Raw genomic sequence first — 25,527 nt, forward strand, 5'->3', positions numbered from 1 at the left:
GGGGAGTGATGACCGCGACAGCCACAGCGACCGAGGCGCCGCTTCTGGTGTTCTTCTCGAGCATCTCGGGGAACACTGCGCGCTTCATCGACAAGCTCGGGTTGCGTGCCGAGCGCATTCCCCTCTACCGCAGCGAGGAACCGCTGCAGGTCGACGAGCCGTATGTGCTCGTGACACCGACCTATGGCGGCGGCGACGGCAACGGCGCCGTCCCGAAGCAGGTCATCCGGTTCCTGAACGACGAACGCAACCGTCGCGGCATCCGCGGCGTGATCTCCGCGGGCAACACCAACTTCGGCGAAGGCTTCTGCATCGCCGGAGATATCATCAGCCGCAAGTGCGACGTGCCGCACCTGTATCGGCTCGAACTCTTTGGCACGGCCGACGACGTTGCTCGCGTGAGCGACGGATTGGAATCATGGTGGAAGCGACAGCAGTGACCGGTGAGGTCACCGACTTCAAGCACAACCCCGCATTCGAGGGCATGGACTATCACTCGCTGAACGCGATGCTGAATCTGTACGACGCTGATGGCAACATCCAGTTCGATGCCGACAAGCGCGCGGCGCAGGAGTACTTCTTGCAGCACGTCAATCAGAACACGGTGTTCTTCCACTCTCTGCGCGAGCGACTCGACTACCTCGTAGAGAAGGAGTACTACGAAGGCGCCGTCATCGAGAGGTACCCGTTCGAGTTCGTCGAGCGGCTCAACGATTTCGCGTACGGCAAGAAGTTCCGCTTCCAGACCTTCCTCGGCGCCTTCAAGTACTACACCAGCTACACGCTGAAGACGTTCGACGGCAAGCGCTACCTCGAGCGCTTCGAGGACCGCGTCGTGATGACGGCGCTGGCGCTCGCCGACGGCGACCAGGACCTCGCGTGGAAGCTGACCGACGAGCTCCTCTCGGGACGTTTCCAGCCGGCGACGCCGACGTTCCTCAACGCGGGCAAGGCGCAGCGCGGCGAACTGGTCAGCTGCTTCCTGCTGCGCATCGAAGACAACATGGAGTCGATCTCGCGTGGCATCAACTCCTCGCTGCAGCTGTCCAAGCGCGGCGGCGGCGTCGCGCTCCTGCTCAGCAACATTCGTGAGTCCGGTGCGCCGATCAAGCAGATCGAGAACCAGTCCAGCGGCATCATCCCCGTGATGAAGCTTCTCGAAGACTCGTTCAGCTACGCCAACCAGCTCGGCGCGCGGCAGGGTGCGGGGGCGGTGTACCTCACGGCGCACCACCCCGACATCATGAAGTTCCTCGACACCAAGCGCGAGAACGCCGACGAGAAGATCCGGATCAAGACGCTGTCGCTCGGCGTCGTGATCCCCGACATCACGTTCGAGCTCGCGAAGAACGACGAGGACATGTACCTGTTCTCGCCGTACGACGTCGAGCGCGTCTACGGTGTGCCCTTCGGCGACATCTCAGTGACCGAGAAGTACCGCGAGATGGTCGACGACCCGCGCATCAAGAAGACGAAGATCGGTGCGCGCAAGTTCTTCCAGACGCTGGCCGAGATCCAGTTCGAGTCGGGCTACCCGTACGTCATGTTCGAGGACACGGTCAACGATTCGAACCCGATCAAGGGCCGGATCAACATGTCCAACCTCTGCAGCGAGATCCTGCAGGTGAACACTCCGACGACGCTGAACACCGATCTGTCGTACGACCAGATCGGCAAGGACATCAGCTGCAACCTCGGTTCGCTGAACATCGCCCTCGCGATGGACTCGCCCGACTTCGGCCGCACGGTCGAGACGTCGATCCGGGCGCTGACCGCGGTCAGCGACCAGAGTCACATCGAGTCGGTGCGTTCGATCGAGGACGGCAACGACCGCTCTCACGCGATCGGCCTCGGCCAGATGAACCTGCACGGCTACCTCGCTCGTGAGCACGTGTTCTACGGCTCGGAAGAGGGCATCGACTTCACGAACATCTACTTCTACACGGTGCTGTTCCACGCGCTGCGCGCGTCGAACAGCCTCGCCAAGGAGCGTGGCGTCGCGTTCGAGGGTTTCGCGGACTCGAAGTACGCCTCGGGCGAGTTCTTCGACAAGTACACCGACCAGGTGTGGGAGCCGCAGACGGAGAAGGCCAAGGAGCTGTTCGCCGGTCACCACATCCCGACGCAGGCCGACTGGGTCGAGCTGAAGGCCGAGATCCAGAAGCACGGCATCTACAACCAGAACCTGCAGGCCGTGCCGCCGACCGGTTCGATCTCGTACATCAACAACTCGACGAGCTCGATTCACCCGATCGCGTCGAAGATCGAGATCCGCAAGGAAGGCAAGCTCGGTCGCGTCTACTACCCGGCGCCGTTCATGCAGAACGACAACCTGGAGTACTACCAGGACGCATACGAGATCGGCTACGAGAAGGTCATCGACACCTACGCCGCCGCCACGCAGCACGTCGATCAGGGCCTGTCGCTGACGCTGTTCTTCAAGGACACCGCCACCACGCGCGACATCAACCGGGCTCAGATCTACGCATGGCGCAAGGGCATCAAGACGATCTACTACATCCGTCTCCGCCAGATGGCCCTCGAAGGCACTGAAGTCGAAGGCTGCGTCTCGTGCACACTTTGACGGTCTGACCAGGGATTTTAGGAGAAAACGGAGAGCATGACTGAATCGCTCAAGCTCCTGAACGATGTTCAGGCGATCAACTGGAACCGCATCCAGGACGATAAGGACGTCGAGGTGTGGAACCGCCTCGTGAACAACTTCTGGCTGCCGGAGAAGGTGCCGCTGTCGAACGACATCCAGTCGTGGAACACGCTGACGCCGGATGAGCAGCAGCTCACGATGCGCGTGTTCACTGGGCTGACGCTGCTCGACACGATCCAGGGCACCGTCGGCGCGGTCTCGCTGATCCCTGATGCGGTGACCCCGCACGAGGAGGCCGTCTACACGAACATCGCGTTCATGGAGTCGGTGCACGCCAAGAGCTACTCGTCCATCTTCTCGACGCTGTGCTCGACGGAGGAGATCGACAAGGCGTTCCGCTGGTCGGTCGAGAACGAGAACCTGCAGCGCAAGGCGCAGATCGTGATGGACTACTACCGCGGCGACGACCCGCTCAAGCGCAAGGTCGCCTCGACCCTGCTCGAGAGCTTCCTGTTCTACTCGGGCTTCTACCTGCCGATGTACTGGTCGGCGCACGCGAAGCTCACGAACACGGCCGACCTCATCCGGCTCATCATCCGCGACGAGGCCGTGCACGGGTACTACATCGGCTACAAGTTCCAGAAGGGGCTCGAGAAGGTCGACCAGGCCAAGCGCGACGAGATCAAGGACTACACCTTCTCGCTGATGTACGAGCTCTACGACAACGAGGTGCAGTACACGCAGGATCTCTACGACGCCGTCGGGCTGACCGAGGACGTCAAGAAGTTCCTGCACTACAACGCCAACAAGGCGCTGATGAACCTCGGCTACGAGGGCATGTTCCCCTCGAGCGTCACCGACGTGAACCCGGCGATCCTGTCGTCGCTCTCGCCGAACGCCGACGAGAACCACGACTTCTTCTCGGGCTCGGGTTCGAGCTACGTCATCGGCAAGGCCGTGGCCACCGAGGACGACGACTGGGACTTCTAGAGTCACGGGCTGAGCCCGTAGCCTGAAGGGGTCGATGAGGCCCAGGGTTGCAGATCTTCTGCAGCCCTGGGCCTTTTTCGTGCGTTCGCTCATCAAACGGCGGAGGATGCCGATGGGCGCCGGTGCCCGTTCGAGGGGTGCTGCACGGGCGCGGGGATCATCGCGGGCCGGTCGCGCAGGCGAACTCGCGCGAGCCGGAACACTTTCTTTGATCGCAAGTCTGATGCTGAGTCAGAATCTTGCGATTCGGGCAAAGTGTGTCTAGAGTCGATGCTCGATGGGACACACAGAACGCGACCGGCCCAGGCAGTCGGCAACGGAGCGAGGCATCGCCGCACGTGCGCGGACCGCTCTGCGGGACTCGGGCCTTGCGCAGCGAGAAGTCGCCGCACAGATGGGCATCGACGCGACCAAGCTCTCCAAGTCCCTCGGCCAGACCCGCCGCTTCGCCGCGGAGGAACTGCTGCAGCTCGCGCGTGTGACCGGCGTCACCGTCGATTGGCTCCTCACCGACGAGGGCGTCGAGTCGGGCGTCGCGGCTCCCGACGAGAACCTGCTCCCCGGCACTCGCGACGAGTCAGATGAGCATGCGCTGCGCAGAAGGACCATCGTCGAACATGCCTGGCGGCTCTTCGCCGCACGAGGCTTCGCCGGGGTCCGGATCACCGATATCGCCGAGGCCGCCGGGATCTCGAACGCCTCGGTGCACTACTACTTCTCCTCGAAGCAGGAGCTCTTCTCCGAAGCGCTGCCGTACTCGGTCAAGCTCGCGTATGACAGGCAGAGCGCCGAACTCACTGAGATCGCCGACCCCGTCGAGCGCCTGCGCACGCTGATCGGCCTGCAGCTGCCCGTCGATGAGCTGCTGCGTGCGGAATGGTCGATCTGGATGCAGACCTGGGTCGCGATCGTGCTGACCGGTGACCAGCAGGCAGAGCACTCCGGCAGCTATCACCGCTGGTGGCGCACGGTTCGCGATGTCATCGCCGCAGGACAGACGAGCGGTGCGATCGTCGACGAGCCGCTCGACGATCTCGCCAATGCGCTGACCGCATTCGTCGACGGGCTCGGCATCCGCGTGCTCACCGGACTGATCAGCACGGACGACATGACCAAACAGGTCGACAAGTTCATCAACCGAGTTCTGCTCGTCGAAAGGACCACCCCGTGAAGCGCAACGTCATCCTCACCTGTGCCGTCACCGGCGCCGGAGACACCGCAGGAAAATCGGAGCACGTGCCCGTGACACCTGAGGAGATCGCGAACTCGGCGATCGAGGCGGCCAGGGCCGGCGCGTCGGTCGTGCACATCCACGTGCGCGAACCCGAGACGACCCAGGGATCGCGCGAGACCGCCTACTACGCCGAGGTGCAGCGGCTCATCCGGGAATCGGATGTCGACCCGGTCGTCAACATGACGGCGGGCATGGGCGGCGACTACGCGATCGACCCGGCGGACCCGCTGCGCTCGGTCGACGGGACCGACCTGGTGAACCAGGAGACGCGGCTGCAGCACGTCGCTGAGCTGCGCCCGGAGATCTGCACACTCGACTGCGGCACCCTGAACTTCGGCGAAGGCAGCCAGATCTACATCTCCACGCCGGACATGATGCGCGAGGGTGCGGCCCGCATCCGCGACCTGGGCGTGAAGCCGGAGCTGGAGTGCTTCGACACGGGCAACATCTGGTTCGCCAATGTCATGCACCAGGAGGGTCTGCTCGACGATCCGCCGCTCTACCAGATCTGCCAGGGCATCCCGTACGGAGCGCCGGCGGATGCGCGCCTGCTGCACGCGCAGGTCGCGCTGCTCCCCGAGCGCGCGCAGTTCACGGCATTCGCGATCGGACGCAATCAGCTCGAGTGGGTCGGTCAGTCGGTGCTCGCCGGCGGCCACGCACGAGTCGGCCTCGAAGACAATCTCTACCTGTCCAAGGGCGTCAAAGCGACCAACGCACAGCTCGTCTCCAGAGCGCGCGACATCATCGAGTCGCTGGGGACCGCGGTGGCGACCCCCGACGAGGCCCGCGAGATCCTCGCACTCGATGCGCGCTGACCACGGCGGAACGCCGATCCGGAATCTGACAGACACACCTGAGACGAGCAGCATGCAGCTTCGCGAGATGACAACCATCGACACGGTCGCGTGTGTCGGTGCTGGCACGATCGGCGGCGGCTGGGCGGCGTACTTCCTCTCCCGCGGCCTCACGGTGAGGGTGTGGGACCCGAGCCCCGACGCGCAGGACCGGCTCCGGCGCCTCATCGACAACGCGTGGCCAGCGCTCACCGAGCTCGGTCTGGCCGCCGGCGCCGACCGCGACGCATGGACCGTGCACGCCGATCTCGCCGAGGCGCTGGACGGCGTCGGTTTCGTGCAGGAGTCGGCGCCGGAGAACCTCGAGATGAAGCAGCGTCTGCTCGCTGACATCATGCAGGCGGCTCCGGCAGACGTCGTCGTCGGCTCCTCGACATCCGGGTACGGGATGACCGAGATGGCCGCGAAGGTCGCCGACGAGCAGCAGGCGGCGCGCCTCGTGGTCGGGCACCCATTCAACCCGCCCTATCTGATCCCGCTGGTCGAAGTCGTCGGAGGTGAGCGCACGGCCGAGTCGGCGACCGGATGGGCGGCCGAATGGTACGACGCGATCGGCAAATCGGTGATCCGGATGGACAGAGAGGTGCCCGGCTTCATCGCGAATCGACTGCAGGAGGCGCTGTGGCGCGAGGCGCTGCACATGGTCGAGAACGGCGAAGCGACCGTCGAGCAGATCGATCGTTCGATCACGGAGGGCCCCGGTCTTCGCTGGCCGCTTCAGGGCCCGATGCTCACTTTCCATCTCGCCGGCGGCGAGGGCGGCATGGCGCACATGCTCGACCATTTCGGGCCGTCGCTGCTCTCCCCGTGGACGAGGCTGGACGCCCCTGAGCTGACCCCCGAACTCCGCGACGAAGTGGTCGCCGGAAGTGAAGCAGAGGCCGGTGAGCGCAGCATCGACGAGCTGGTGCGTGCGCGGGACGCTTCGGTGATCGCAGTGCGCAAGGCGGTCGCCGCGGTCCGCGAAGCCTTTCCGGAAACGGCCGACGGGGGTGCGGCGGTATGACCCTGTCGACGTACGACACCGCTGTGAAGCCGGAATGGATCGACTACAACGGGCACATGTCCGAGGCGTTCTACGTGCTCGTCTTCGGATTCGCCACCGATGAAGCCATGGCTGCGGTGGGTCTCGACGAGGACTACCGCGCGGCGACAGGATGCTCGCTGTACACGGTCGAGGCGCACGTGCGCTACCTCGACGAGGTCGGCCTTGGCACTGAACTGCACGTGAGCACCGAGATCATCGGAGCCGCGGCGAAGAAGCTGCACATCGCGCACACCATGGTCGCCGGGGACGCCGTCGTCGCAACCGAGGAGATCCTCGCCCTGCACGTCGGGCAGCGGGAAGGGCGCACCGAACCGCTTCCCGAGGCCGTCCAGCAGCGGGTGCAGGCAGCGCTCAGCGACGCCCCGGCGTGGGCCGGTCGCCGCGTTCTCGCATGATCACCGATCGACCGTCCGCACCCAGCGAAAGGAACACCGTGCCAGCGCTCTCCGACATCCCCGCACACGTCAGGGACGCCTTCACGCCGCAGATGCGACGAGTCGTCGAGCACCAGCTCGAGCGCGCAGCGCAACGGAGTGCGCCGCGCGGCGCGGGGCCGGCGGGAGAAGCGACTGGGGCCGACGCGGGCAGCCGCGCGGCCGAGGCGGAAGGCGCGCTCGCCGCAGCACGCGCCGAATACCGCGAGGAGCGTGCGTTCTGGAACGTCGGCGGCCCGAAGATGCACGACACGCGCGACCTGTCCATCCGGACGTCAGGCGCGGATGTTCCGGTGCGGATGCACCGGCCGAGCTCGGATGAGATGCTGCCGGCGATCGTCTACCTCCACGGCGGCGGCTTCACCGTCGGCGACCTCGACACCCACGACCGCATCACGCGCGTGCTCGCCGCCATCAGCGGCGCGGCCGTCGTCGCCGTCGACTACACGCTCGCGCCGAAGGGTGCGTTTCCGGTCTCGCTGCACGAGAGCGCCGGCGTCGTCGCGCATCTCGCCGCGCACGGCGGCCGATACGGAATCGACGGTCAGCGACTCGCGGTGGCAGGCGACTCCGCCGGCGCCATGCTCGCCCTCGGCGCGACGCTGCTCCTGCGTGACGAGCCGGGGCGACTCGGTGAGCAAGCGGAAGGTGCGGAGCAGGCCTTCGCATCGCTCAGAGCGATGCTGCTGTACTACGGCGGCTACGGCCTCGCCGACTCGCTTTCGGCACGCCTCTACGGCGGATTCTGGGACGGCATGGCGGCCGAGGATCTCCGCGTCATCGACGATGTGTTCCTCACACAGCCGGAAGACCGCACCAGCAGCTACACGAACCTCCTGTCCGCAGACATCGAATCGACGCTGCCGCCCTCATACGTGATCGGCGCCGACCTCGACCCGCTGCGTGATGACTCGATTGCGCTCGCTCGACGGCTGGAGGCCGCAGGCCACGACGTGCAGTGGCGGGTGGTGCCCGGTGTGCTGCACTCGTTCCTGCACTTCGGTCGGATGCTCGATGCGGCGAACGAGGCCATCGCGGGCGGTGCGATGTTCGCACGCAGCCGATTCTTCTCCTAGCCGGCTGCTGATCGCACAGCACCCGGCGCTGCAGCCGGTGAAGCACCAGACACAGCCCGGCCAGGCAGTACGGGCCGAGGGAAGCCGTCGAGATGTTCGACGAAGAATGTGAAGGGAAATCGAATGGAAAGCGCCATGCGCTTGTCTCGAGCACGATGGGAGCCGTCGCGTCGCGCGGTCCTGGGCGGCGCGGTGATGGTCGGGCTCTCGGGCCTGCTCGCCGCGTGCAGCGGAGGAGCGCTCGTAGGGCAGGCTCCCGCGCTCACCGGTCCGCCGAAGCACGGCGGGAACCTGCGGGTCGGGTTCGTCGGGGGAGGAGCCGCCGACACCGTGGACGGGGCCATCGCCACGAACCTCGGTGACATCGCTCGCGCCATCAACATGTACAGCACGCTGCTGTACCGCGACGACGACTACGTCCTGCAGCCCATGCTCGCAACATCGATCCGGCCGAACTCCGACGCCACGGTGTGGACCGCCGAGCTCCGCACCGATGTGAAGTTCAGCGACGGACGTGACATGACCGCGAAGGACGTGGTCGCGAGCGTGAAGCGGATCATCGACCCGGATGACCCGAAGAACGGCGCGGCAGGGCTCGCTCATCTCGAGGACGTGGTCGCCGTCGACGAGCACACGGTCGAGTTCCGACTGAGCTCACCCGATTCGGCACTTGACGACGGTCTCGGCCAGTACACCATGACGATCGTGCCGGATGACTTCGACGTGGAGAACCCGGTCGGCACCGGTCCGTACATGCTCGAGAGCTTCGTGCCTGCGCGCTCGACCGTTCTGAAGGCGAACCCGCACTACTGGGGTGAGGAAGGGCCGTACCTCGACACGATCGAGCTGCTGAACTTCAACGACACGGACGCGCTCATCAACGCTCTGCTGTCGAGCCAGGTCGACGTGGTCGCACAGATCCCTGCGGCGCTGTCCGAAGTGATCGAGTCGGATGAGCGCATGCGCGTACTCGATTCCGACACCGGCATGTGGCTCCCGTTCACGATGCGCACAGACGTCGAGCCCTTCGATGACGAGAGGGTGCGCCAGGCGTTCCGCCTCGTGGTCGACCGTGAGCAGATGATCGAACAGGTGCTCTCGGGGCACGGGCAGGTCGGCAACGACATGTTCGCGCCGTACGACCCTGCGTATCCGGAGTTTCCGCAGCGCACCCAGGACATCGCAGAGGCGAAGCGGCTGCTCGCCGAGGCAGGCTACCCCGACGGGATCGACATCGAGCTCGCGACCGCGCCGATCCAGGCGGGCGTCGTCGAGGCTGCTCAGGTGTACGCGGAGCAGGCAGCCGAGGCCGGGATCAGGGTCACCATCAACCGGATGGATCTCACGACCTACTGGGGCGGCTACCTCGAGTACCCCTTCTCACAGAGTTTCTGGTACACCCGCAACTTCCTGCCGCAGTCGAACTCGGGTTCCATGCCTGACGCGCCGTTCAACGAGACGCATTGGGCCGACGAAGAGTTCGTTCAGCTCGTCGAGCAGGCGCGGGGCGAGACGGACGACGACGCGCGCGGCGCACTGATCGAGGAGGCGCAGCGGATCATGTACGAACGCGGATCGCTCATCATCTGGGGCTTCTCAGATCAGCTCGACGCGCATCAGTCCTACGTCGGCGGTCTCGTCCCGAACGCGACCGGACTGCCGCTGTCGGGCTTCCAGCTGCATCGCGCGTGGATCGGAGACCCCGCATGATCCTCCGACTGATCGTTCGACGACTGGCCATCAGCGTCGTCATTCTGCTCGTGGTGTCTATGGCGATCTTCTTCGCGACGCTGCTGCTGCCTGGCGATCCGGCGCAGGCGATTCTCGGGCAGCAGGCCACGCCGGAGCGGATCGCTGCGATTCACGAGCAGATGAATCTCGACGAGCCGGCCTGGAAGCGCTATCTTCTGTGGCTCGGCGGCCTCTTCGCCGGAGACTTCGGCGTCTCCGCGGCGACATCGCAACCGGTCTCCGCGCTCATCGGGGAGCGCGTCGGGGCATCTCTGTTCCTCATGATCGCCGCCGCCATCATCTCGGTCCCTGTCGGCATCCTCGTCGGGATCTGGTCGTCGCTGCGGCGAGGGCGGGCGACGGACTCCGCGATCACGGGCGTCTCGCTGGTGCTCGCTGCTCTGCCCGAGTTCGTCATCGGCATCGCGCTCGTGTCGCTTCTGTCGACGACGGTCTTCACCGTGCTGCCGGCGGTCACCATGCAGCCGCCGGGGATGCAGGTGTGGGACTTCCCCGCGCAGCTCATCCTGCCCGTGCTGGTGCTGGTGCTCGTCGTCACGCCGTACATCGCACGCATGATGCGGGCCACGATGCTCGAGGTCCTCGACTCGGGGTACGTCGAGATGGCGCGCCTCAAGGGCGTTCCCGAGCGCCGGGTGATCCTGCGCCACGCGCTTCCGCATGCGATCGGACCGGTGGCGCAGGTGGTTGCGATTCAGCTCGCCTGGATGGCCGGAGGCGTGGTCGTCGTCGAGTTCCTGTTCCGCTACCCCGGTCTCGGGCAGGCGCTCATCGAAGCGGTGAACTATCGCGATGTCATGGTCGTGGTGGCGATCACGATGATCGTCGCGGTCATCTACGTCGTGGTGAACCTGCTCGCCGACATCGTCGGCATCCTGGCCAATCCCAAACTGCGCACCGAAGGGGGTAAGTGATGTCTGATCGGCAGCACGTGTCCGACCCGATCGCACCGGACACCGGAGGACTGACCTCCCAGGAGCTGATGCGCAGCAAGGAAGCAGGCACGGGGCACCGCAACACGATGCTCACCCGGTTCTGGAGCCAACGGCAGGCGAAGGCGGGTGTCGTGCTCACTGCGGTGATCGTGATCCTCGCCTTCGTCGGACCGCTGCTGCTGCCATGGGCGACCGGGCACTCCGCGACCGAGTTCGCCGATCGGCCGTTCCAGCCGGAGGGATTGTTCGGCACCGACAATCTCGGGCGCGACGTCTGGTCGAGGTTCCTCGCCGGCGGCCTCACTCTCATCGTCTTCTCGGTGCTCGCCACGTTGCTCGGGCTGGTGCTGGGCGCCGTGCTCGGCATGATCGCCGCCTACACCGGAGGCTGGCTCGATTCGCTCATCATGCGAGCGAACGACGTGCTGCTCGCAGTGCCTCAGCTCGTCTTCGCCCTGCTGGCGGTGACCGTGCTCGGGCCTCAGGGCTGGGTGCTCGTGACGGTGATCGGGGTGACGCATGCGCCGCGCATCGCTCGGGTGGCGCGTTCGGCGGCGCTGAACGTGATCAACGAGGACTACATCCGGGCCGCAGAGATGTATGCGGTGCCGCGCGGCCGGATCATCATGCGCGAGATCATGCCGAACATCACCGGTCCGATGGCCGTCGAGGCCGGTCTGCGCGTCACCTATTCGATCGGAGCGATCTCGTCGCTGTCGTTCCTGGGGCTCGGTATGCAGCCGCCGGCGGCGGACTGGGGCCTCATGATCAACGAGAACCGCATCGCCCTGTCGCTCGAACCCGCCGGTGTGCTCCTGCCGGTGCTGGCGATCGCGGTGCTCACAATCGGTACCAACCTCATCGCGGATTCGATCGCTCATGCGTCCGCGAGTACGAATGCGGGTGAGAAGTGATGATGGCGAAGCAGGGACAGCGATCGGCGCAGCGGCAGACGGTCAGCAGCCGCAGCGAAGGCACGGCCTGGCACATTCGTGTGGCCGCCGACGAGCACATTCTGGAGGTCGATGACCTCACGATCTCGACGGCTGCGGCGGAGACCGCCGTTGTGGACGGCGTGAACCTCGATCTGAAAGCCGCGGAGATCCTCGCTCTGGTCGGAGAATCGGGCTCGGGGAAGACGACGGTGGGGCTCGCGATCCTCGGGCACATCCGGCGCGGCCTCGCACACGCCGGCGGCACCGTCACGCTGCATGCGTCGCACAGCGAAGCACCCGCAGAGATGATGACGCTCGACGAGGCGTCCCGGCGTCGACTGCGCGGTACGCGCGTGAGCTACATCCCGCAGGACCCTGCGCTCTCGCTCAACCCCGGCATCCGGGTCGGCAAGCAGATCCGGGAGGTGCTCGATATCCATGGATACGGCTCCTCCGAGGCGGAGCGCGTCGAACGGGTGCGATCGGTGCTGCGGGAGGTCGGTCTTCCCGCCGACGACGCCTATCTGAAGCGGTGGCCGCACCAGCTCTCCGGCGGGCAGCAGCAGCGCATCGGCATCGCGATGGCGTTCGCCATGTATCCGGACGTGATCGTGCTCGACGAGCCGACGACGGGCCTCGACGTCTCGACGCAGGAGCAGGTGCTCGAGACGATCCGAGAGATGACGGTGAACAACCGGGTCGCCGGTCTGTACATCACGCACGATCTCGCCGTCGTCTCGGAGATCGCCGATCGCGTCGCCGTGATGCTGCGCGGCGAGATCGTCGAAGTCGGCGCGACCGCAGATGTGCTGCAGAGACCCCAGCACGACTACACGCGGCGCCTGCTCGCTGCTGTTCCCGACCTGGCAGGCAGAAACCAGATCGGCAGGCTGACGGCAACGGATGCGCGCACGTCCGAGTTCCTGACGGGCGAGCTTCCCGTGGTGGCACCGACGAACGCCGCCGAGGTGACGTCGCGCCCTTCCTCTCCTGCCGCAGCCGAGACGCCGGCGGTTGCACTCGCCGTGCGCGACCTGGGTCTCACCTACGGAGAGACCCAGGTGCTGCGGGGCATCGACCTGGAGGTGAACGCGGGGGAGTGCACCCTGCTCCTGGGCCAGTCGGGTTCGGGCAAGACGACGCTCGCCCGATCGATCTCGGGGATCCTCAGCAGCTACACCGGCTCGGTGCAGTATCGAGGAGAGGAACTCGCGAGGTCCACGCGCCACCGCACGCCGGAGCAGCGCAAGCAGATCCAGTACATCTTCCAATCGCCGTTCTCGTCGCTCAACCCGCGTCGCACCCTCGGGCAGTCGCTGACGGTTCCGCTCGAGATGTCGGGGGATCTGAGCGCCAACGGTCGGAGAGAGCGGGTCAGAGACGCGCTCGACGCGGTTCAGCTGGGCCGTCAGTTCTACGACAGGCGCCCAGGGGATCTCTCCGGCGGCGAACGTCAGCGCGCGGCCATCGCACGGGCGCTCGTGAACATGCCATCCGTGCTCGTCTGCGACGAGATCACATCAGCGCTCGACGTGTCGGTGCAGGCGAGCATCATCTCACTGCTGCACACGCTGCAGGCCGAGCGCGGTCTGGCGATGCTGTTCGTGACGCACAACATCGCGCTGGCACGACACATCGCGTCTCGCGTCGCGGTTCTCAACCGCGGTGCGATCGTCGATGACGGTCCGGTCGACGACGTGCTCGACAACCCTCGGCACGCCTACACGAAGGAGCTCCTCGCGAACGTGCCGACGCTGTAGGCGCGATGTCCCCTCGCGGATGGGTGCGGGACTACTGCAGGTCGGCGAACAGCCCCATCACCTCGGCCCCCATCTCGACCTGGGTGAGGATGACGCGGAACGATCCGTCGGGGTCGATGTAGACGTCGGTGCCCAGGCCGCCTGACCAGCCGTATCGCCCTGGATGCGGGCCGGCGGTCTGCACGGACACGCCCCATCCCCATCCGGTTCCGTCCCAGAAGCCGGGGAAGAAGCTGTCGTCGGCTTTCGCGGCATCCGGTACCTGGTCCGTACGCAACTGGGCGAGCAGATCCGGATCGAGCAGCGTGCGGCCATGGTGCCGCCCGCCGTCTGCCAGCAGGCGCGCGAAGGCCGCGTAGTCCGCGGCAGTGGAGACGAGTTCGGCATGGCTGAGGTCGAAGGCGGCCGGTGCGACGTAGAAGCCGGCTCCGGCCGGCTCCGCCTGCGTCAGCCCGCCTGAACCGTCATGGCGGTGCGCGGCGGGAAGCCGGTGCGCCTTCTCCTGCGGCACGACGAACCCCGTGTCGACCATGCCGAGCGGGTCGAACAGGAACTCGCGCAGGTGCTCATCGAGCGGACTGTCGGTCACGCGCGAGAGCAGGATGCCGAGCAGGCCGAACGAGTGGTGGTAGCGCCACGCCGTGCCCGGCTGGAACGCGAGCGGCATCGACGCCAGCGCGTCCAGCCACTCCTGCGCGCCGAGCTCGACGGGGTCCTGACTCGCCTGGGTGCGGTTCGCGATCATCTCGTCCTGCAGCGGGCACGGGGCGGTCATCATCCCGTACCCGGACATATTCGTGAGCAGGTGACGCAGAGTGATCGGCCGGTCGGCGGGAACCGTGTCATCGAGCGGCGACGTCGGCGTGCGCAGCACCCGGCGCTCGGCGAGTTCGGGGAGCCAGCGATCCACGGCATCGTCGAGGCCGAGTCGCCCGTCCTGCACCAGTTGCAGCGCGGCCGCGGCGGTCACGGGCTTGGTCATCGACTGGATCCGCACGATCGCGTCCTCGGCGAGATCACCTGAGGCGATCGTCTCGAGCCCGCCGTTCGGATCTCCTGTGGTGACCACGATCCCCGGCGCGGTGCCCCGCGCGATGTGGTCGTCCAGTGCGGCGCGCAGTGCGCGCGGGTCTTCCTGTCTCGGCATGTCCACAAGCCCACGCTAGCGAGGTCCGCGACCGCCCGGATAGGGGGATACCCCGACGCAGGCTGAGAACTGCATCCGACCTGTGCACCGGAATTTCGTGGGGCGGTGCCGGAGGAGCACAATGAAGGGCATGGCACTTCCGCTGATCACTGAGATGCCCGAGCCGAAGTTCGTGATGAGCGGAGACGGATTCCGCATCGCCACCTACTCGTGGGGCGATCCGGATGCCCCGGCCGTGCTGTGCGTGCACGGGTTCGCATCGAGCTGCCGCGACAACTGGGCGGCGACCGGATGGGTGCGCGACCTCACACGCGCCGGGTTCCGCGTGCTCGGCATCGACCAGCGCGGCCATGGGGCGAGCGAGAAGCCGCACGAGCCGGACGACTTCTCGATGGAGCATCTCGTCAGCGATCTCGAGAGCGTGCTCGACACCTATCTCGTGGAGGAGTTCTCGTATCTCGGCTACTCGCTCGGCGCGCGCGTCGGCTGGCATGCGGCGGTCGCACTGCCGCACATCCTCGAGCGCGCAGTGCTCGGGGGCATTCCGGATGGCAAGCCGCTCGGCCGCATCGATCTCGCGCAGGCGCATGCGTATCTCGATCAGGGCACGAAGGTCACCGATCCGGACACGATCAACTACGTCCGCCTCGCCGAGCGCGTGCCAGGCAACGATCTGCGTTCGCTGATCGCGCTCGCCGAGGGCATGCGCTTCGACGACGACGATCCGGATCTCGGCGACCCGCCCCAGCAGCGGATCCTGTTCGCGACCGGGTCGAAGGACTCGATCGTGGAGCAGTCGCGCCACCTCGCCGAGGCCTCGCCTCAGGGCTACTTCTACGAGATACCAGGCAGGCAGCACTTCAACGCCCCCGGCTCGCGCGACTTCCGCGCGGCCGGCCTGGAGTTCCTGGGCATCCGGTAGCGCGCGAGTGCGCCCCTTGTGATCGAGCGTGCCCGCGGAACTGGATGGGAGAGGCCGCTCGATCACAGAGAATACGTTCGGCGCGTGGCCGCGTCGGGGATCTCCTATCTGCCGGAGAAGAGCGGTGGTAGGCTGATTTCGACGCAGGGCGCAAGTGCTCGAGGTCGGTGCTCCCGCCTTCTCGTGAAGGCCTTGAATGGAGCCCACCATGAACGGTAAATCCTTCTCCGCGTCAACCGGCCCTTCAGGCGCTGACTCTTCTGCACAAGACCTCGGCGTGCTCGTCGGATTCGACGGCTCAGAGAACGCCGCTCTGGCGCTCGACTACGCAGCGGATGAAGCCCACCGACGCAATGTCGTCCTCACGGTGGTCACCGTGTACACGATTCCGGTGAGGTTCTATGCGAACCTCGCGTCGATGCCGGCTCACCCCGACGCGGTGACGGCTCGTGAGGAGGCCCTCGAGATCCTGGATGCCGCTCGTGGACGTCTCGCCGACTACGTGGGTGAGATCGTCTACCGCGCCGAGGCCGGTCATGCCGTCGGCGTTCTCGCGGAGCTCACGGAATCGGCCCGCGTGCTGGTCGTCGGCATGCGCGGGCGAGGCGGCTTCCTTGGTCATGTGCTGGGATCCGTAGCCGTGGCCATCCCGGCTCACGCGTCCTGTCCCACGATCGTCGTGGGGGACCAGCCGGTTCCCCACGGGCCGGTGACTGCGGCGGTGGACGGCTCCGATGCGAGTCAGGGTGTGCTGGCTGAAGCCGCCGATGTCGCTTCCTCGCGCGGTGCCGTTCTCGATGTCGTCATGGTGCTGCCGCCCTCGGACTACGTGTTCGTCTGGTACCCCGAGGCTGCAGTGGATTCGGACGTGGTCGAGGCTCGGCGGATGGGACTCGAGGAACGGTTGCGCGACCGCGTCGTTCCTCTTCGAGAGGACTTCCCGGATCTGACGATCGAAACGACCGTCGCGATGGGGCCGCCGCGACCGCTGCTCGCCGACCGCACCGCAGGATCGCAGCTTACGGTGATGGGAACGCACGGCCGAGGCGCCGTGATGAGCACGTTGCTCGGATCGGTCTCGCGGTCGGTTCTGCACCATTCCCACGCGCCGATCATGGTCGTTCCCGCGTGATGCGCGCGACCGAGACGAAGGGATGACGCGCATGAATCCGAATGGTCTAGTGCACGACCTCACCGAAGATCAGTCATGGGCACTATTGCGCGACGCCGACATCGGCCGCATCGTGACACACGTGCGCGACGTGATCGACATCTTCCCGGTCAATTACGTTGTCGACGACCGCAGTCTCGTCTTCCGCACGGCAGAAGGGTCGAAACTGGTCGAGCTCACGATCGATGACGCGGTGCTGTTCGAATCGGACGGCCACAGCGATGACGCCGCGTGGAGCGTGGTCGTCAGAGGGCACGCCCGGCGCCTCGAGACGTCTGCCGAGATCGAAGCGGCCGACGCGCTGGAACTGCGCCCCTGGGTGCCGACGATGAAGCGCAACTATGTGCGCATCGAGCCCGACCGGATCACCGGGCGATGGTTCCGGAGGTCAGAGGAGCCCGACCACAATCTGCCGTAGCATCCGGCAGCGCGAGCGTACCCCTTGTGATCGGCTGTACCACTTGGATCCGGATCCAAAAGGTCCACTCGAAAACAAAGAGGTACGCTCGCGGCGCGGCGCGGCGCTGGCCGGCTATGCGTCGATGGCGAGCTGCTTGCGCAGGCGTGCGACGTGGCCGGTCGCCTTGACGTTGTACTGCGCGTGGGTGACGGTTCCGTTCTCGTCGATCACGAACGTGGAGCGGATGACGCCCTCGACCTTCTTGCCGTAGTTCATCTTCTCGCCCCATGTCGCGTACGCCTCGTGCACGCTGTGATCGGGGTCGCTCAGCAGCGGGAAAGGCAGCTCGTCGCGCTCGGCGAACTGCTTCAGCTTCGCCGGATCGTCGCGGGAGACGCCGAGTACGGAGTAGCCGGCGCCGGTGAGCGAGGAGATCGAGTCGCGGAAGTCGCACGCCTGTGTGGTGCAGCCCGGCGTCATCGCCGCGGGGTAGAAGTACAGCACGACGTTCTTGCCACGGTAGTCGGCGAGCGAGACGGCGTTGCCGTCCTGGTCGTTCAATGTGAACTCTGGCGCGGGATTACCCGGAATGAGTTGATCAGTCATGACTCCAGGTTACGTGCCGCTGGCAATGCGCGACGCGCAGAGATTGGCGCACGTTGAGTGGTTAGGCTAACCTACATTCGGGTCTAGGTATGGTTACCCTAACTTCCGATCCGACCGCCCTCACGGAGCGCGCTGCACACTGCGCGCCCGACCACACAGGAGAACACACATGGCTCTGAACCGTCCGCTCGTGACGCTGTCCATCGTCGCCGCCTCGGCGCTCGCGCTCGCCGGCTGCGCATCGTCGAACGACGCCGACGCCGCCTCCGGCGATGATGGCAGCGGTGAGACCATCGAGTTCACGTTCCAGCAGAACGTGGCAGGTGAGGACGAAGAGCCGGAGTACGTCGAGGAGACGGTCGACGTGCCGAAGAGCCCCGAGAGCGTCGTCTTCTTCGACATGGCCTCGCTCGACACCTGGGCCGCACTCGGCGGCCCCGCCGCGATCGGCGCCCCGCTCGACTCCGTGCCCGACTACCTGGCCGACGGCGTCGCAGACGACGCCTTCAACGCAGGCACCCTCTTCGAGGCGGACCTCGTCGAGATCGAAGCGGCCCAGCCCGAGCTGATCATCGTGGCCGGCCGCTCCGCCGCGCTCTACGAGGATCTCAAGGGGATCGCCCCTACCGTGAACCTCTCCTCCGAGGGGTCGTTCGAAGAGACGCTCGAGCGCAACACCGCCTTCCTCGGCGAGGTGCTCGGCGCCGAGGACGAGGCGCAGGCCGCGATCGACGACATCGAGGCGCAGATCGAGGACGTCAGGGCGAAGACGGCCGACATCGGCACCGGTCTCAGTGTGATGGTCGCCGGCGACAGCATCAGCGCACTCAAGCCCTCCGATGGCGACTACTCCGGCCGCAACCTCCGCGGCGGCCTCGTCTACGACGTCTTCGGCGTGCAGCCGATCACCGACGACATCGAGGAAGCCACGCACGGTGAGCCGGTCTCGTTCGAATTCCTCGAGGACTACGACCCCGACTACCTCTTCGTCACCGACCGCAACGCGGCCGTCGCCGAGGAGGGCGCTCAGACTGCCGAGGTCGTGCTCGACAACGAGATCGTGCACAGCACCACGGCGTGGGAGAACGACCAGATCGTCTACCTCGACCCGACCGCCTGGTACATCGTGTTCGGCGGTCTCGAGACCGCGCAGATCATGATCGACGACATCGCGAACGCGATCTCCTGATCCGCAGTCGTTCGTGACCGCGGTACCGGCATCGTCGTGACGACGACCGCCACAGCCAAGAGCACCCCCACCCGGCGCCCCGTGCGCACCTGGGTGGGGGTGCTCATCGGCGTGTTCCTCGTGGTGCTGGCCGCCATGAGCCTGCTCATCGGAGCCTCGGAATCCGTGTCCCTCGGCGCCATCGCCTCGCGCGATGAGGACGCGCTGTTCCTGCTCGCTGCGAGCCGCATGCCGCGCACGCTCGCGCTCATACTGGTCGGTGCATCGCTCGGCATCGCCGGCCTGATCATGCAGATGCTCGTGCGCAACAAGTTCGTCGAGCCGTCGACGACGGGCGTGACGGAATTCGGCGCGCTCGGCATGCTCGCCGCGCTGGTGTTCTTCCCCGGCATGCCGATCGTGCTCCGGATGGCCGTGGTCGCCGTGTGCGCACTGTTCGGCACCTGGGTGTTCCTGCGGATCATCCGGTTCGTTCCCGTGCGATCGCTCGTGCTGGTGCCGCTGGTCGGCATCATGCTCGGCGGGGTCGTCGGTGCGGTGACGACGTTCTTCGCCTACAGGCTCGACCTGCTGCAGTCGCTCGGTCAGTGGTCGCAGGGCTCGTTCGCGACGGTGATGCGCGGCCGATACGAGTTCCTCTGGATCGCCGGGGCGATGGTCGTCATCGCATGGATCGCCGCCGACCGGTTCAGCGTGATCGGCATGGGGGAGGAGTTCGCGACCAATCTCGGCCTGAACTATCGTCGCGTCATCGCGATCGGCATGATCCTCATCGCCGTGATCACGGCATGCGTGCTGGTCACGGCGGGCATGCTGCCCTTCCTCGGGCTGGTCGTGCCGAACATCGTCAGCCTCATCATCGGCGACAACGTGCGCAGAGCGATCCCATGGGTCGCCGGACTCGGCGCAGTGTTCGTCGTCGCCTGCGACATCGTCGCACGCCTCGTGCGGTTCCCCTACGAGATCCCGCTCTCGGTCGTCGTCGGCGTGATCGGGGCGGGCCTGTTCCTGTGGCTCCTGCTGCGAAGGAGGGGTCGTGTCCACTGACATCCGCACCGCTTCCACAGGCGCAGCGTCGGATGCCGCGCCGCGCCGCGGCATCCGGAGCCTCTGGGCGAGCCCGGCGCGGCGGTTGGCACTGCTGGGCGCGGTCGTCGCTGCGCTCGCCGTGTTCTACCTGCTCTACGACGTTCCCGGCTCCTACGCCTTCGCCGCGAAGATCCGGGGCCTGACGATCGCCGCGATGGCCGTCGTCGCCACCGCTGTCGGCATCTCGACTGTCGTGTTCCACACCATCACGCAGAACCGCATCCTCACCCCGTCGATCATGGGATTCGACTCGTTCTACGGCCTGATCACGACGGCGATGGTGTTCGCCTTCGGCGCCACCGGCTTCCTCGCTGCAGACAGCATGACGCTGTGGGTGCTGCAGGTCGGCGTCATGGTCGGCTTCAGCGTGATCCTGTTCACGTGGATGTTCGGCGGCAGACGGCGCTCGATCCACCTGATGCTGCTGGTCGGCATCGTGCTCGGCACGTTCTTCCGCAGCATCACCGAGTGGTTGCAGCGCATGCTCGACCCGCTCGACTTCCAGGTCGTCACCGACGCGATGTTCGCCTCGCTCACCCGACCCGACCCGACGCTGCTCGTGTTCACGGCGCTGCTCGTCGCCGCAGGAGGCGCTGTGCTGGTGCCGCTGCTGTCGAAGCTCGACGTGCTCACGCTCGGCGAGCCGGTGGCGATCGGGCTGGGCATCAACCATCGCCGGATGGTGATGGTGCTGTTCCTGGTCGTGTCGGTCATGGTGGCCGCTTCCACCGCGCTGGTCGGCCCGATCCTGTTCTTCGGACTGATCGTGGCGAACCTCGCGTACTCGTACGCCGGTTCGTTCCGGCACCGCTGGACCCTTCCGGTCGCAGTCCTCCTCGGCATGGTGTGTCTGCTCGGCGGCCAGATCCTGCTCGAGCAGCTGTTCGGCTTCGGCGGCGCGCTCTCGACCATCATCGAGTTCGCCGGCGGCCTGTTCTTCCTCTATCTCGTGCTGCGAAAGGGGGCGCGATGATCGTGCTCGACGGCGCCACCAAGCGCTACAACGGAACGACCGTGCTCGACGACGTCTCGCTCGAGCTCGGCGGTGAGGGCGTCACGGCGCTGATCGGGCCGAACGGCGCGGGCAAGTCGACGCTGTTCGGAATCGTCGGGCGCCTGATCGCGCCGGATGCCGGCGACATCCGCATCGACGGACAGAGCGTGTCCCGAGCGGCGAGCCGCGACCTGGCGCGGACGATCGCCGTGCTGCGACAGGACAACACGATCGCCGCACGCCTGACGGTGGCGGATCTGGTGGAGTTCGGCCGCTTCCCGCACTCGCAGGGCAGGCTGACGACCGAGGACCGCGACAAGATCGACGAGGCGATCGACTACCTCGACCTCGGCGACCTCCGCGGACGTTTCCTCGACGAGCTGTCCGGCGGTCAGCGTCAGCGTGCGTTCGTCGCGATGGTGCTCGCGCAGGACACGAAGTACGTGCTGCTGGACGAGCCGCTCAACAACCTCGATCTGAAGCACATGTCCGAGATCATGCGGCTCGTGCGCCGGATGGCCGACGAGCTCGGCAAGCGCATCATCATCGTGCTGCACGACATCAACTTCGCCTCGACGCACAGCGACCGGATCATTGCGATGCGCGACGGCCGAGTGGTCGCCGACGCCGGTCGTGACGAGATCATGACCCCGGATGTCCTGGGCCGCGTCTACGACACCGAAGTGGACGTGCGCCAGATCGACGGCAGGCCCGTCGCGCTGTACTACAGCTGAACGGGCAGGCCCGCGCTTCAGTACCAGTTGACGGACTGGGAGTGCCCCCATGCCGCGCACGGGGCGCCGTATGTCGCCTGGATGTACGTCAGGCCCCACCGGATCTGCGTGAGCGGGTTGGTCTGCCAGTCACCGGCGACCGTGGACATCTTCGCGCCGGGGAGCGACTGGGGAATGCCGTACGCGCCGCTCGAGGGGTTGGTGGCCTGGTAGTTCCAGCCGGATTCCTTCTGCCACAGGTTCGACAGGCAGCCGAACTGGTCGGAGCCCCAGCCGAACTCGTTTGCGGCGATGTCCTGTGCGGCCGCTCGCGCGCCGGCGGGCGACTGTGCGTTCGTGATCGCCTCGGCGGCTTTGCGCTCAGCCTCCTTCGCGGCTTTGCGCTCCTCCTGCTTGCGCTGCTCCTCGAGTGCCTTCTGTTCGTGCAGCTGTGCCGTCGCGGTGACGACAGCCTGTGCCTCGCTGGACGCGCTCGCGGTGAGCCCGATGACCTGGTCGCGGGGGAGCTCTTCGTAGTCCGTGAGCTCGCCCACGTACGCCTCGAGGTCGTCCGTGTCGACGCTGGAGGCGGCACCGCTGAGCGCGGTCTTCGCCTTGTCCAGCGCCGATTCGGCGTCGCCGAGCTCCTCGGCGCCGATCGACAGCTCGATCGACTCATCCGCGGCTTCCGTGGAGACGCCGGCGGTCGCCTCGGGATGAGCGGCAGTCTGCGCGGAGACGACGATCGCGCCGCTGACGACGATTCCCGCTACGAGCGCGCCGAGGGCGGCGAAGCGGAGAGCGCGGCGGGGCTTCTGGACGCGCTCTGGTGCGACGGGAGCAGCCTCGGGGAGGGACGAATCGTGGGGCATAGCGGCTTTCGGGTCGACGTTACCGTGTCGTTACTTTCGGGATCCGTCGACCCTCTCATCCAGTTCCTGAGTGCGGCCTGCCGCGACGCTGGACGAATGATATGAACGCGGTTGTGCGTGTCAAGAGTCGTTGTGGGCGCGCTTGTCTCGCGGGGCGAGGCATGATCCGCGTCACGGTGCGGATCATGCGGCTTCGAGCGGGCTTGGTAACGAACCGATAACGGACGCGTGTGAGAGCGGTTCTCAGAATTCGCTGGGAGTCGCATCCGGACGTCCGGAGCGGGCGGAGCAGCGTGCCTACAGCTCGATGCCGTGGTCGTCGTCGTTCACGCCCTGGTTGCCGCCGCGCTTGCTCTGCCCGCTGATCAGCAGCACGATCGCGATGATGACGCCGATCGTCAGACCGAGCCAGATGTTGCTCATGATGATGCCGACGAGCGCACCGAGCGCGAGCGCTGCCAGGGCGAAGGCGAGGGTGCGCAATCGGCTCATGAGGCCATTCTGCCGCGTGCAGGCGTGCGGGCGCGAACGGCGGGGTCAGCGGTCACGGTGGTCTTCCATGTGCACGCGCGCGCCGCGCCGGGGTTCGGCGATGCCCGAGGCGCCGATGAGCCGGATGACCCGCTGCCGCTGCCCCGCCCATGGCGCGAGCAGTTCGAGCATGCCGGCATCGTCGACGCGGTGGCCCGTGAGGGCATAGCCGACGTGGTGTGCGAGGTGGTAGTCACCGACGCTGACGGCATCGGGGTCGCCCAGCGCCCTGATGCGCGTCTCCGCGATCGTCCATTCCCCGATGCCGTACAGGCTCCTCATGGCCGAGTCGAGGTGACCGCGGGCCGCGGCGCGCTCCAGGCCGGGCGCGCGAGCGGCGACGGCGACGATCGTGCGCGACTGGGGCGGCTCGAGCCCCGCGCGATGCCACGCCCACGAGGGGATGCGCCGCCAGCCCTCGGGCGTCGGCGGGGCGAAGAGCGCGACGGGTGTCGGGCCAGGCGCGCGCTCGCCGAAGCGCGACACGATCTGCCGCCATGCGCCGAACGCCTGGCGCAGCGTGACCTTCTGCTCGATGATGACCTGCGCGAGCGCGTCGAAGAGCAGGTCTGTGCGGCCCAGGCGGAGCCCGGGATTGCGGTGGTGAGCCTCGGCGACGAGCGGGTGGCGCGGGTCGAACCCCTCGGCGTCGTCGTGCGCTCCGCACAGGGCGGGAGCCTGTGCGATCGCCCACTCGCGCCCCGGCCCCCACGCGGCAAGCCGCACTGTGCCGTCGCCGCGCTGCCGCAGGGCGAGCGTCGCGATGCCCTCCGGCGTCCGCGTGGCGCGCCAGATGATGCGGCCGGGCCGATCGATCGTCTGCGTCGGATCGCCAGGACCCCGCTGGAGACAGGCGACCGTCGCGAACAGGTCGAGCGAGCCGTTGGGGCGATACTCGCTCTCCAGTCGCGCACCGCCATCCGGTGCCGTCTGCTCCGTGCGCGGCCGGAACCGCGGAGCGAGGGCATATGCGGCGATCATGTGTCAACGGTACGCGCCGCCTGTGACATTCAGGGGTGCGGATGCTGTGCGCCGGTCAGGGCGCGCGCCGCTGGGGGCGACTCCGAGCGAACGAGGCTCAGACCGCGTCGGGCGACGGTGCGCCTGCGCCGTAGCGGACGGCGACGTCTGCGTGGCGGTCGAAGCGGTAGCCGAGGCCGCGCACGGTGCGGACGATGTCCTCGTAGGCGCCGAGCTTGGCGCGCAGGCGTCGCACGTGCACGTCGATCGTGCGCACACCGGGGGACTCCTCCTCGCCGGCCTGCCACAGCGAGTTCACGAGCTCGGAGCGTTCGATCGTGTGGCCCTCGCGGAGCACGAGGTACTGCAGCAGCTCGAACTCCTTGTATGTGAGGGTCGCGGTCTCGCCGTCGATCACGATGCGCTTGCGGGAGAGATCGATGACGACGCCCTGTGCGGTCTGCGTCTTCTGTGCCTCCTGCTCGCGGCGGCGGACGGCGCCTGGCTCCTTGAGGGCGAGGCGCACGACGTCGACGTCGCGGCCGCCTGCCTGCTCGGGGGCGAGAGCGACGGCGGCATATGTGTCGGCGCTGGGGGCGAGGTCGGCGATCGTACGGCGCAGGGCGTCGACGAGCACCGGAAGGCTGACGCCGTCGATGGCGGCCTTGACCTCGTCGAGCCCGACGTAGAGGGCGAAGCCGCGCGGTGCGGTGCCCGCGGGAAGGTGCGTGGCTGACGAGGCGGCGGGGGTCTCCTGTGCCTGCTCGTCGAGCGGGGGCACGGCGCGGAGGTGACGGCGGTCGGCGGACTGCTGGTTGAGAACGACTGCGTTCGACATGATGATGATGCTTTCGGTGTCTGCCCTGTGCGGGCGTGTGTCTGTGTGCGTCGACCGGTGAGGTCGAGCGGTGCCGATGTCAATCGGCGTGCCCTGCGGATCAGGAGGGCGGGAGGAGCGGGCCGATCGGCCGGCGCTCGAACTCACGGCATCTGGGCCGGTGAGCGGGTGGGCAGCTGCAGAAGGCAGTCAGCCGCACATTCGACAACACATGACAACGCGACCGGGCATCATCATCCCGGTAACTCCGTTCGCCTCCCAGGCGGACAGGGTCGTTGCGTTGTGAGACATGCCGATGATTATTGCCCGGCGTGTCGCGGCGTGTCAAATGTGACAGAGATCTCGCTGTCACGTGACGAAACATGTCGCATTCTGACCGGATGTGACGAGGCGAGCGGACGTTCTGCATCCGGTGTGCGGATGACGTCGCCTGTGGATGTCGCTGATCACTGCGATCGTGGTTATCAGA

25 protein-coding genes are annotated in these 25,527 nt (G+C 66.7%); 19 read left to right on the top strand and 6 right to left on the bottom strand.

Annotated elements, in window-relative coordinates:
* The first annotated feature begins 8 nt into the window (after positions 1–8).
* The 12 genes from nrdI (at position 9) to CIK77_RS10570 (ending at position 13,626) form a co-directional block, all read left to right on the top strand.
* Positions 9–440, top strand: a complete 432-nt coding sequence (gene nrdI / locus CIK77_RS10515) for a class Ib ribonucleoside-diphosphate reductase assembly flavoprotein NrdI (RefSeq protein ID WP_087055963.1) — start codon at positions 9–11, stop codon at positions 438–440.
* Entirely contained in the window at positions 419–2,584 is a 2,166-nt protein-coding gene (gene nrdE / locus CIK77_RS10520) for a class 1b ribonucleoside-diphosphate reductase subunit alpha (RefSeq protein ID WP_249268684.1), read from the top strand. The genes nrdI and nrdE overlap by 22 nt, the downstream gene beginning before the upstream one ends.
* Positions 2,585–2,620: 36 nt before the next feature.
* Positions 2,621–3,595 (top strand): class 1b ribonucleoside-diphosphate reductase subunit beta, encoded by a 975-nt coding sequence (nrdF, locus tag CIK77_RS10525; protein ID WP_087055962.1) that lies wholly within the window; start codon positions 2,621–2,623, stop codon positions 3,593–3,595.
* A 277-nt stretch (positions 3,596–3,872) separates the two neighbouring features.
* A complete protein-coding gene (locus CIK77_RS10530; protein WP_087055961.1) occupies positions 3,873–4,766 on the top strand; it encodes a TetR family transcriptional regulator C-terminal domain-containing protein in 894 nt (297 codons plus the stop codon).
* A complete protein-coding gene (locus tag CIK77_RS10535) occupies positions 4,763–5,647 on the top strand; it encodes a 3-keto-5-aminohexanoate cleavage protein (protein ID WP_087055960.1) in 885 nt (294 codons plus the stop codon). Before CIK77_RS10530 ends, CIK77_RS10535 begins: the two co-directional genes overlap by 4 nt.
* Positions 5,648–5,714: 67 nt before the next feature.
* On the top strand, positions 5,715–6,692 hold the full coding sequence (locus CIK77_RS10540) for a 3-hydroxyacyl-CoA dehydrogenase NAD-binding domain-containing protein (RefSeq protein WP_249268683.1): 978 nt from the start codon (positions 5,715–5,717) through the stop codon (positions 6,690–6,692).
* Positions 6,689–7,129, top strand: coding sequence for a thioesterase family protein (locus tag CIK77_RS10545; RefSeq protein WP_087055959.1), 441 nt, complete (start codon positions 6,689–6,691; stop codon positions 7,127–7,129). The genes CIK77_RS10540 and CIK77_RS10545 overlap by 4 nt, the downstream gene beginning before the upstream one ends.
* Positions 7,130–7,167: 38 nt before the next feature.
* A complete protein-coding gene (locus CIK77_RS10550) occupies positions 7,168–8,244 on the top strand; it encodes an alpha/beta hydrolase fold domain-containing protein (RefSeq protein ID WP_249268682.1) in 1,077 nt (358 codons plus the stop codon).
* Positions 8,245–8,379: 135 nt separating this feature from the next.
* Positions 8,380–9,954: an ABC transporter substrate-binding protein gene (locus tag CIK77_RS10555; RefSeq protein WP_212647514.1), complete on the top strand. Its 1,575-nt coding sequence runs from the start codon at positions 8,380–8,382 to the stop codon at positions 9,952–9,954.
* On the top strand, positions 9,951–10,910 hold the full coding sequence (locus tag CIK77_RS10560) for an ABC transporter permease (protein WP_212647513.1): 960 nt from the start codon (positions 9,951–9,953) through the stop codon (positions 10,908–10,910). Before CIK77_RS10555 ends, CIK77_RS10560 begins: the two co-directional genes overlap by 4 nt.
* A gap of 68 nt (positions 10,911–10,978) precedes the next feature.
* Positions 10,979–11,845: an ABC transporter permease gene (locus CIK77_RS10565; RefSeq protein ID WP_087055973.1), complete on the top strand. Its 867-nt coding sequence runs from the start codon at positions 10,979–10,981 to the stop codon at positions 11,843–11,845.
* 2 nt (positions 11,846–11,847) lie between these two features.
* Positions 11,848–13,626, top strand: coding sequence for an ABC transporter ATP-binding protein (locus CIK77_RS10570; RefSeq protein ID WP_087055956.1), 1,779 nt, complete (start codon positions 11,848–11,850; stop codon positions 13,624–13,626).
* Positions 13,627–13,657: 31 nt separating this feature from the next.
* On the opposite strand, the gene CIK77_RS10575 is transcribed toward CIK77_RS10570, so the two are convergent.
* Entirely contained in the window at positions 13,658–14,773 is a 1,116-nt protein-coding gene (locus tag CIK77_RS10575; protein ID WP_087055972.1) for a serine hydrolase domain-containing protein, read from the bottom strand.
* Positions 14,774–14,903: 130 nt separating this feature from the next.
* Between CIK77_RS10575 and CIK77_RS10580 the strand changes: the two genes are divergently transcribed.
* From CIK77_RS10580 to CIK77_RS10590, 3 genes are all read left to right on the top strand, one after another.
* A complete protein-coding gene (locus CIK77_RS10580) occupies positions 14,904–15,695 on the top strand; it encodes an alpha/beta fold hydrolase (RefSeq protein ID WP_087055971.1) in 792 nt (263 codons plus the stop codon).
* A 208-nt stretch (positions 15,696–15,903) separates the two neighbouring features.
* On the top strand, positions 15,904–16,827 hold the full coding sequence (locus CIK77_RS10585; RefSeq protein ID WP_087055955.1) for a universal stress protein: 924 nt from the start codon (positions 15,904–15,906) through the stop codon (positions 16,825–16,827).
* Positions 16,828–16,858: 31 nt separating this feature from the next.
* Positions 16,859–17,284 carry a pyridoxamine 5'-phosphate oxidase family protein gene (locus tag CIK77_RS10590; RefSeq protein ID WP_087055970.1) on the top strand — a complete coding sequence of 142 codons (426 nt, stop codon included), beginning with the start codon at positions 16,859–16,861 and terminating at the stop codon, positions 17,282–17,284.
* A gap of 114 nt (positions 17,285–17,398) precedes the next feature.
* Here the strand turns inward: CIK77_RS10590 and bcp are convergent, their stop codons facing one another.
* Positions 17,399–17,872, bottom strand: coding sequence for a thioredoxin-dependent thiol peroxidase (gene bcp / locus CIK77_RS10595; protein ID WP_087055954.1), 474 nt, complete (start codon positions 17,870–17,872; stop codon positions 17,399–17,401).
* 169 nt (positions 17,873–18,041) lie between these two features.
* Here bcp and CIK77_RS10600 point away from each other — a divergent pair, with 169 nt between their 5' ends.
* From CIK77_RS10600 to CIK77_RS10615, 4 genes are read left to right on the top strand one after another with little or no spacing between them, the layout of a single operon-like run.
* Positions 18,042–19,061: a siderophore ABC transporter substrate-binding protein gene (locus CIK77_RS10600; protein ID WP_087055953.1), complete on the top strand. Its 1,020-nt coding sequence runs from the start codon at positions 18,042–18,044 to the stop codon at positions 19,059–19,061.
* A 36-nt stretch (positions 19,062–19,097) separates the two neighbouring features.
* A complete protein-coding gene (locus CIK77_RS10605; RefSeq protein ID WP_249268681.1) occupies positions 19,098–20,108 on the top strand; it encodes an ABC transporter permease in 1,011 nt (336 codons plus the stop codon).
* A complete protein-coding gene (locus CIK77_RS10610; protein WP_087055952.1) occupies positions 20,098–21,123 on the top strand; it encodes an iron chelate uptake ABC transporter family permease subunit in 1,026 nt (341 codons plus the stop codon). The genes CIK77_RS10605 and CIK77_RS10610 overlap by 11 nt, the downstream gene beginning before the upstream one ends.
* Entirely contained in the window at positions 21,120–21,878 is a 759-nt protein-coding gene (locus CIK77_RS10615) for an iron ABC transporter ATP-binding protein (protein ID WP_087055951.1), read from the top strand. The genes CIK77_RS10610 and CIK77_RS10615 overlap by 4 nt, the downstream gene beginning before the upstream one ends.
* A 17-nt stretch (positions 21,879–21,895) precedes the next feature.
* On the opposite strand, the gene CIK77_RS10620 is transcribed toward CIK77_RS10615, so the two are convergent.
* The 4 genes from CIK77_RS10620 to CIK77_RS10635 form a co-directional block, all read right to left on the bottom strand.
* Positions 21,896–22,729 carry a hypothetical protein gene (locus CIK77_RS10620; RefSeq protein ID WP_087055950.1) on the bottom strand — a complete coding sequence of 278 codons (834 nt, stop codon included), beginning with the start codon at positions 22,727–22,729 and terminating at the stop codon, positions 21,896–21,898.
* Positions 22,730–23,026: 297 nt separating this feature from the next.
* Entirely contained in the window at positions 23,027–23,221 is a 195-nt protein-coding gene (locus CIK77_RS10625; RefSeq protein ID WP_140403561.1) for a hypothetical protein, read from the bottom strand.
* 45 nt (positions 23,222–23,266) lie between these two features.
* On the bottom strand, positions 23,267–24,241 hold the full coding sequence (locus CIK77_RS10630; protein WP_249268680.1) for a DNA-3-methyladenine glycosylase family protein: 975 nt from the start codon (positions 24,239–24,241) through the stop codon (positions 23,267–23,269).
* Positions 24,242–24,338: 97 nt separating this feature from the next.
* The gene (locus CIK77_RS10635) at positions 24,339–25,058 is read right to left on the bottom strand and encodes a winged helix-turn-helix domain-containing protein (RefSeq protein ID WP_087055948.1); all 720 of its coding nucleotides are present in this window, start codon (positions 25,056–25,058) and stop codon (positions 24,339–24,341) included.
* Positions 25,059–25,527 lie beyond the last annotated feature (469 nt).

The organism is Microbacterium sp. JB110, assembly GCF_003335195.1.
Lineage (GTDB): Bacteria > Actinomycetota > Actinomycetes > Actinomycetales > Microbacteriaceae > Microbacterium.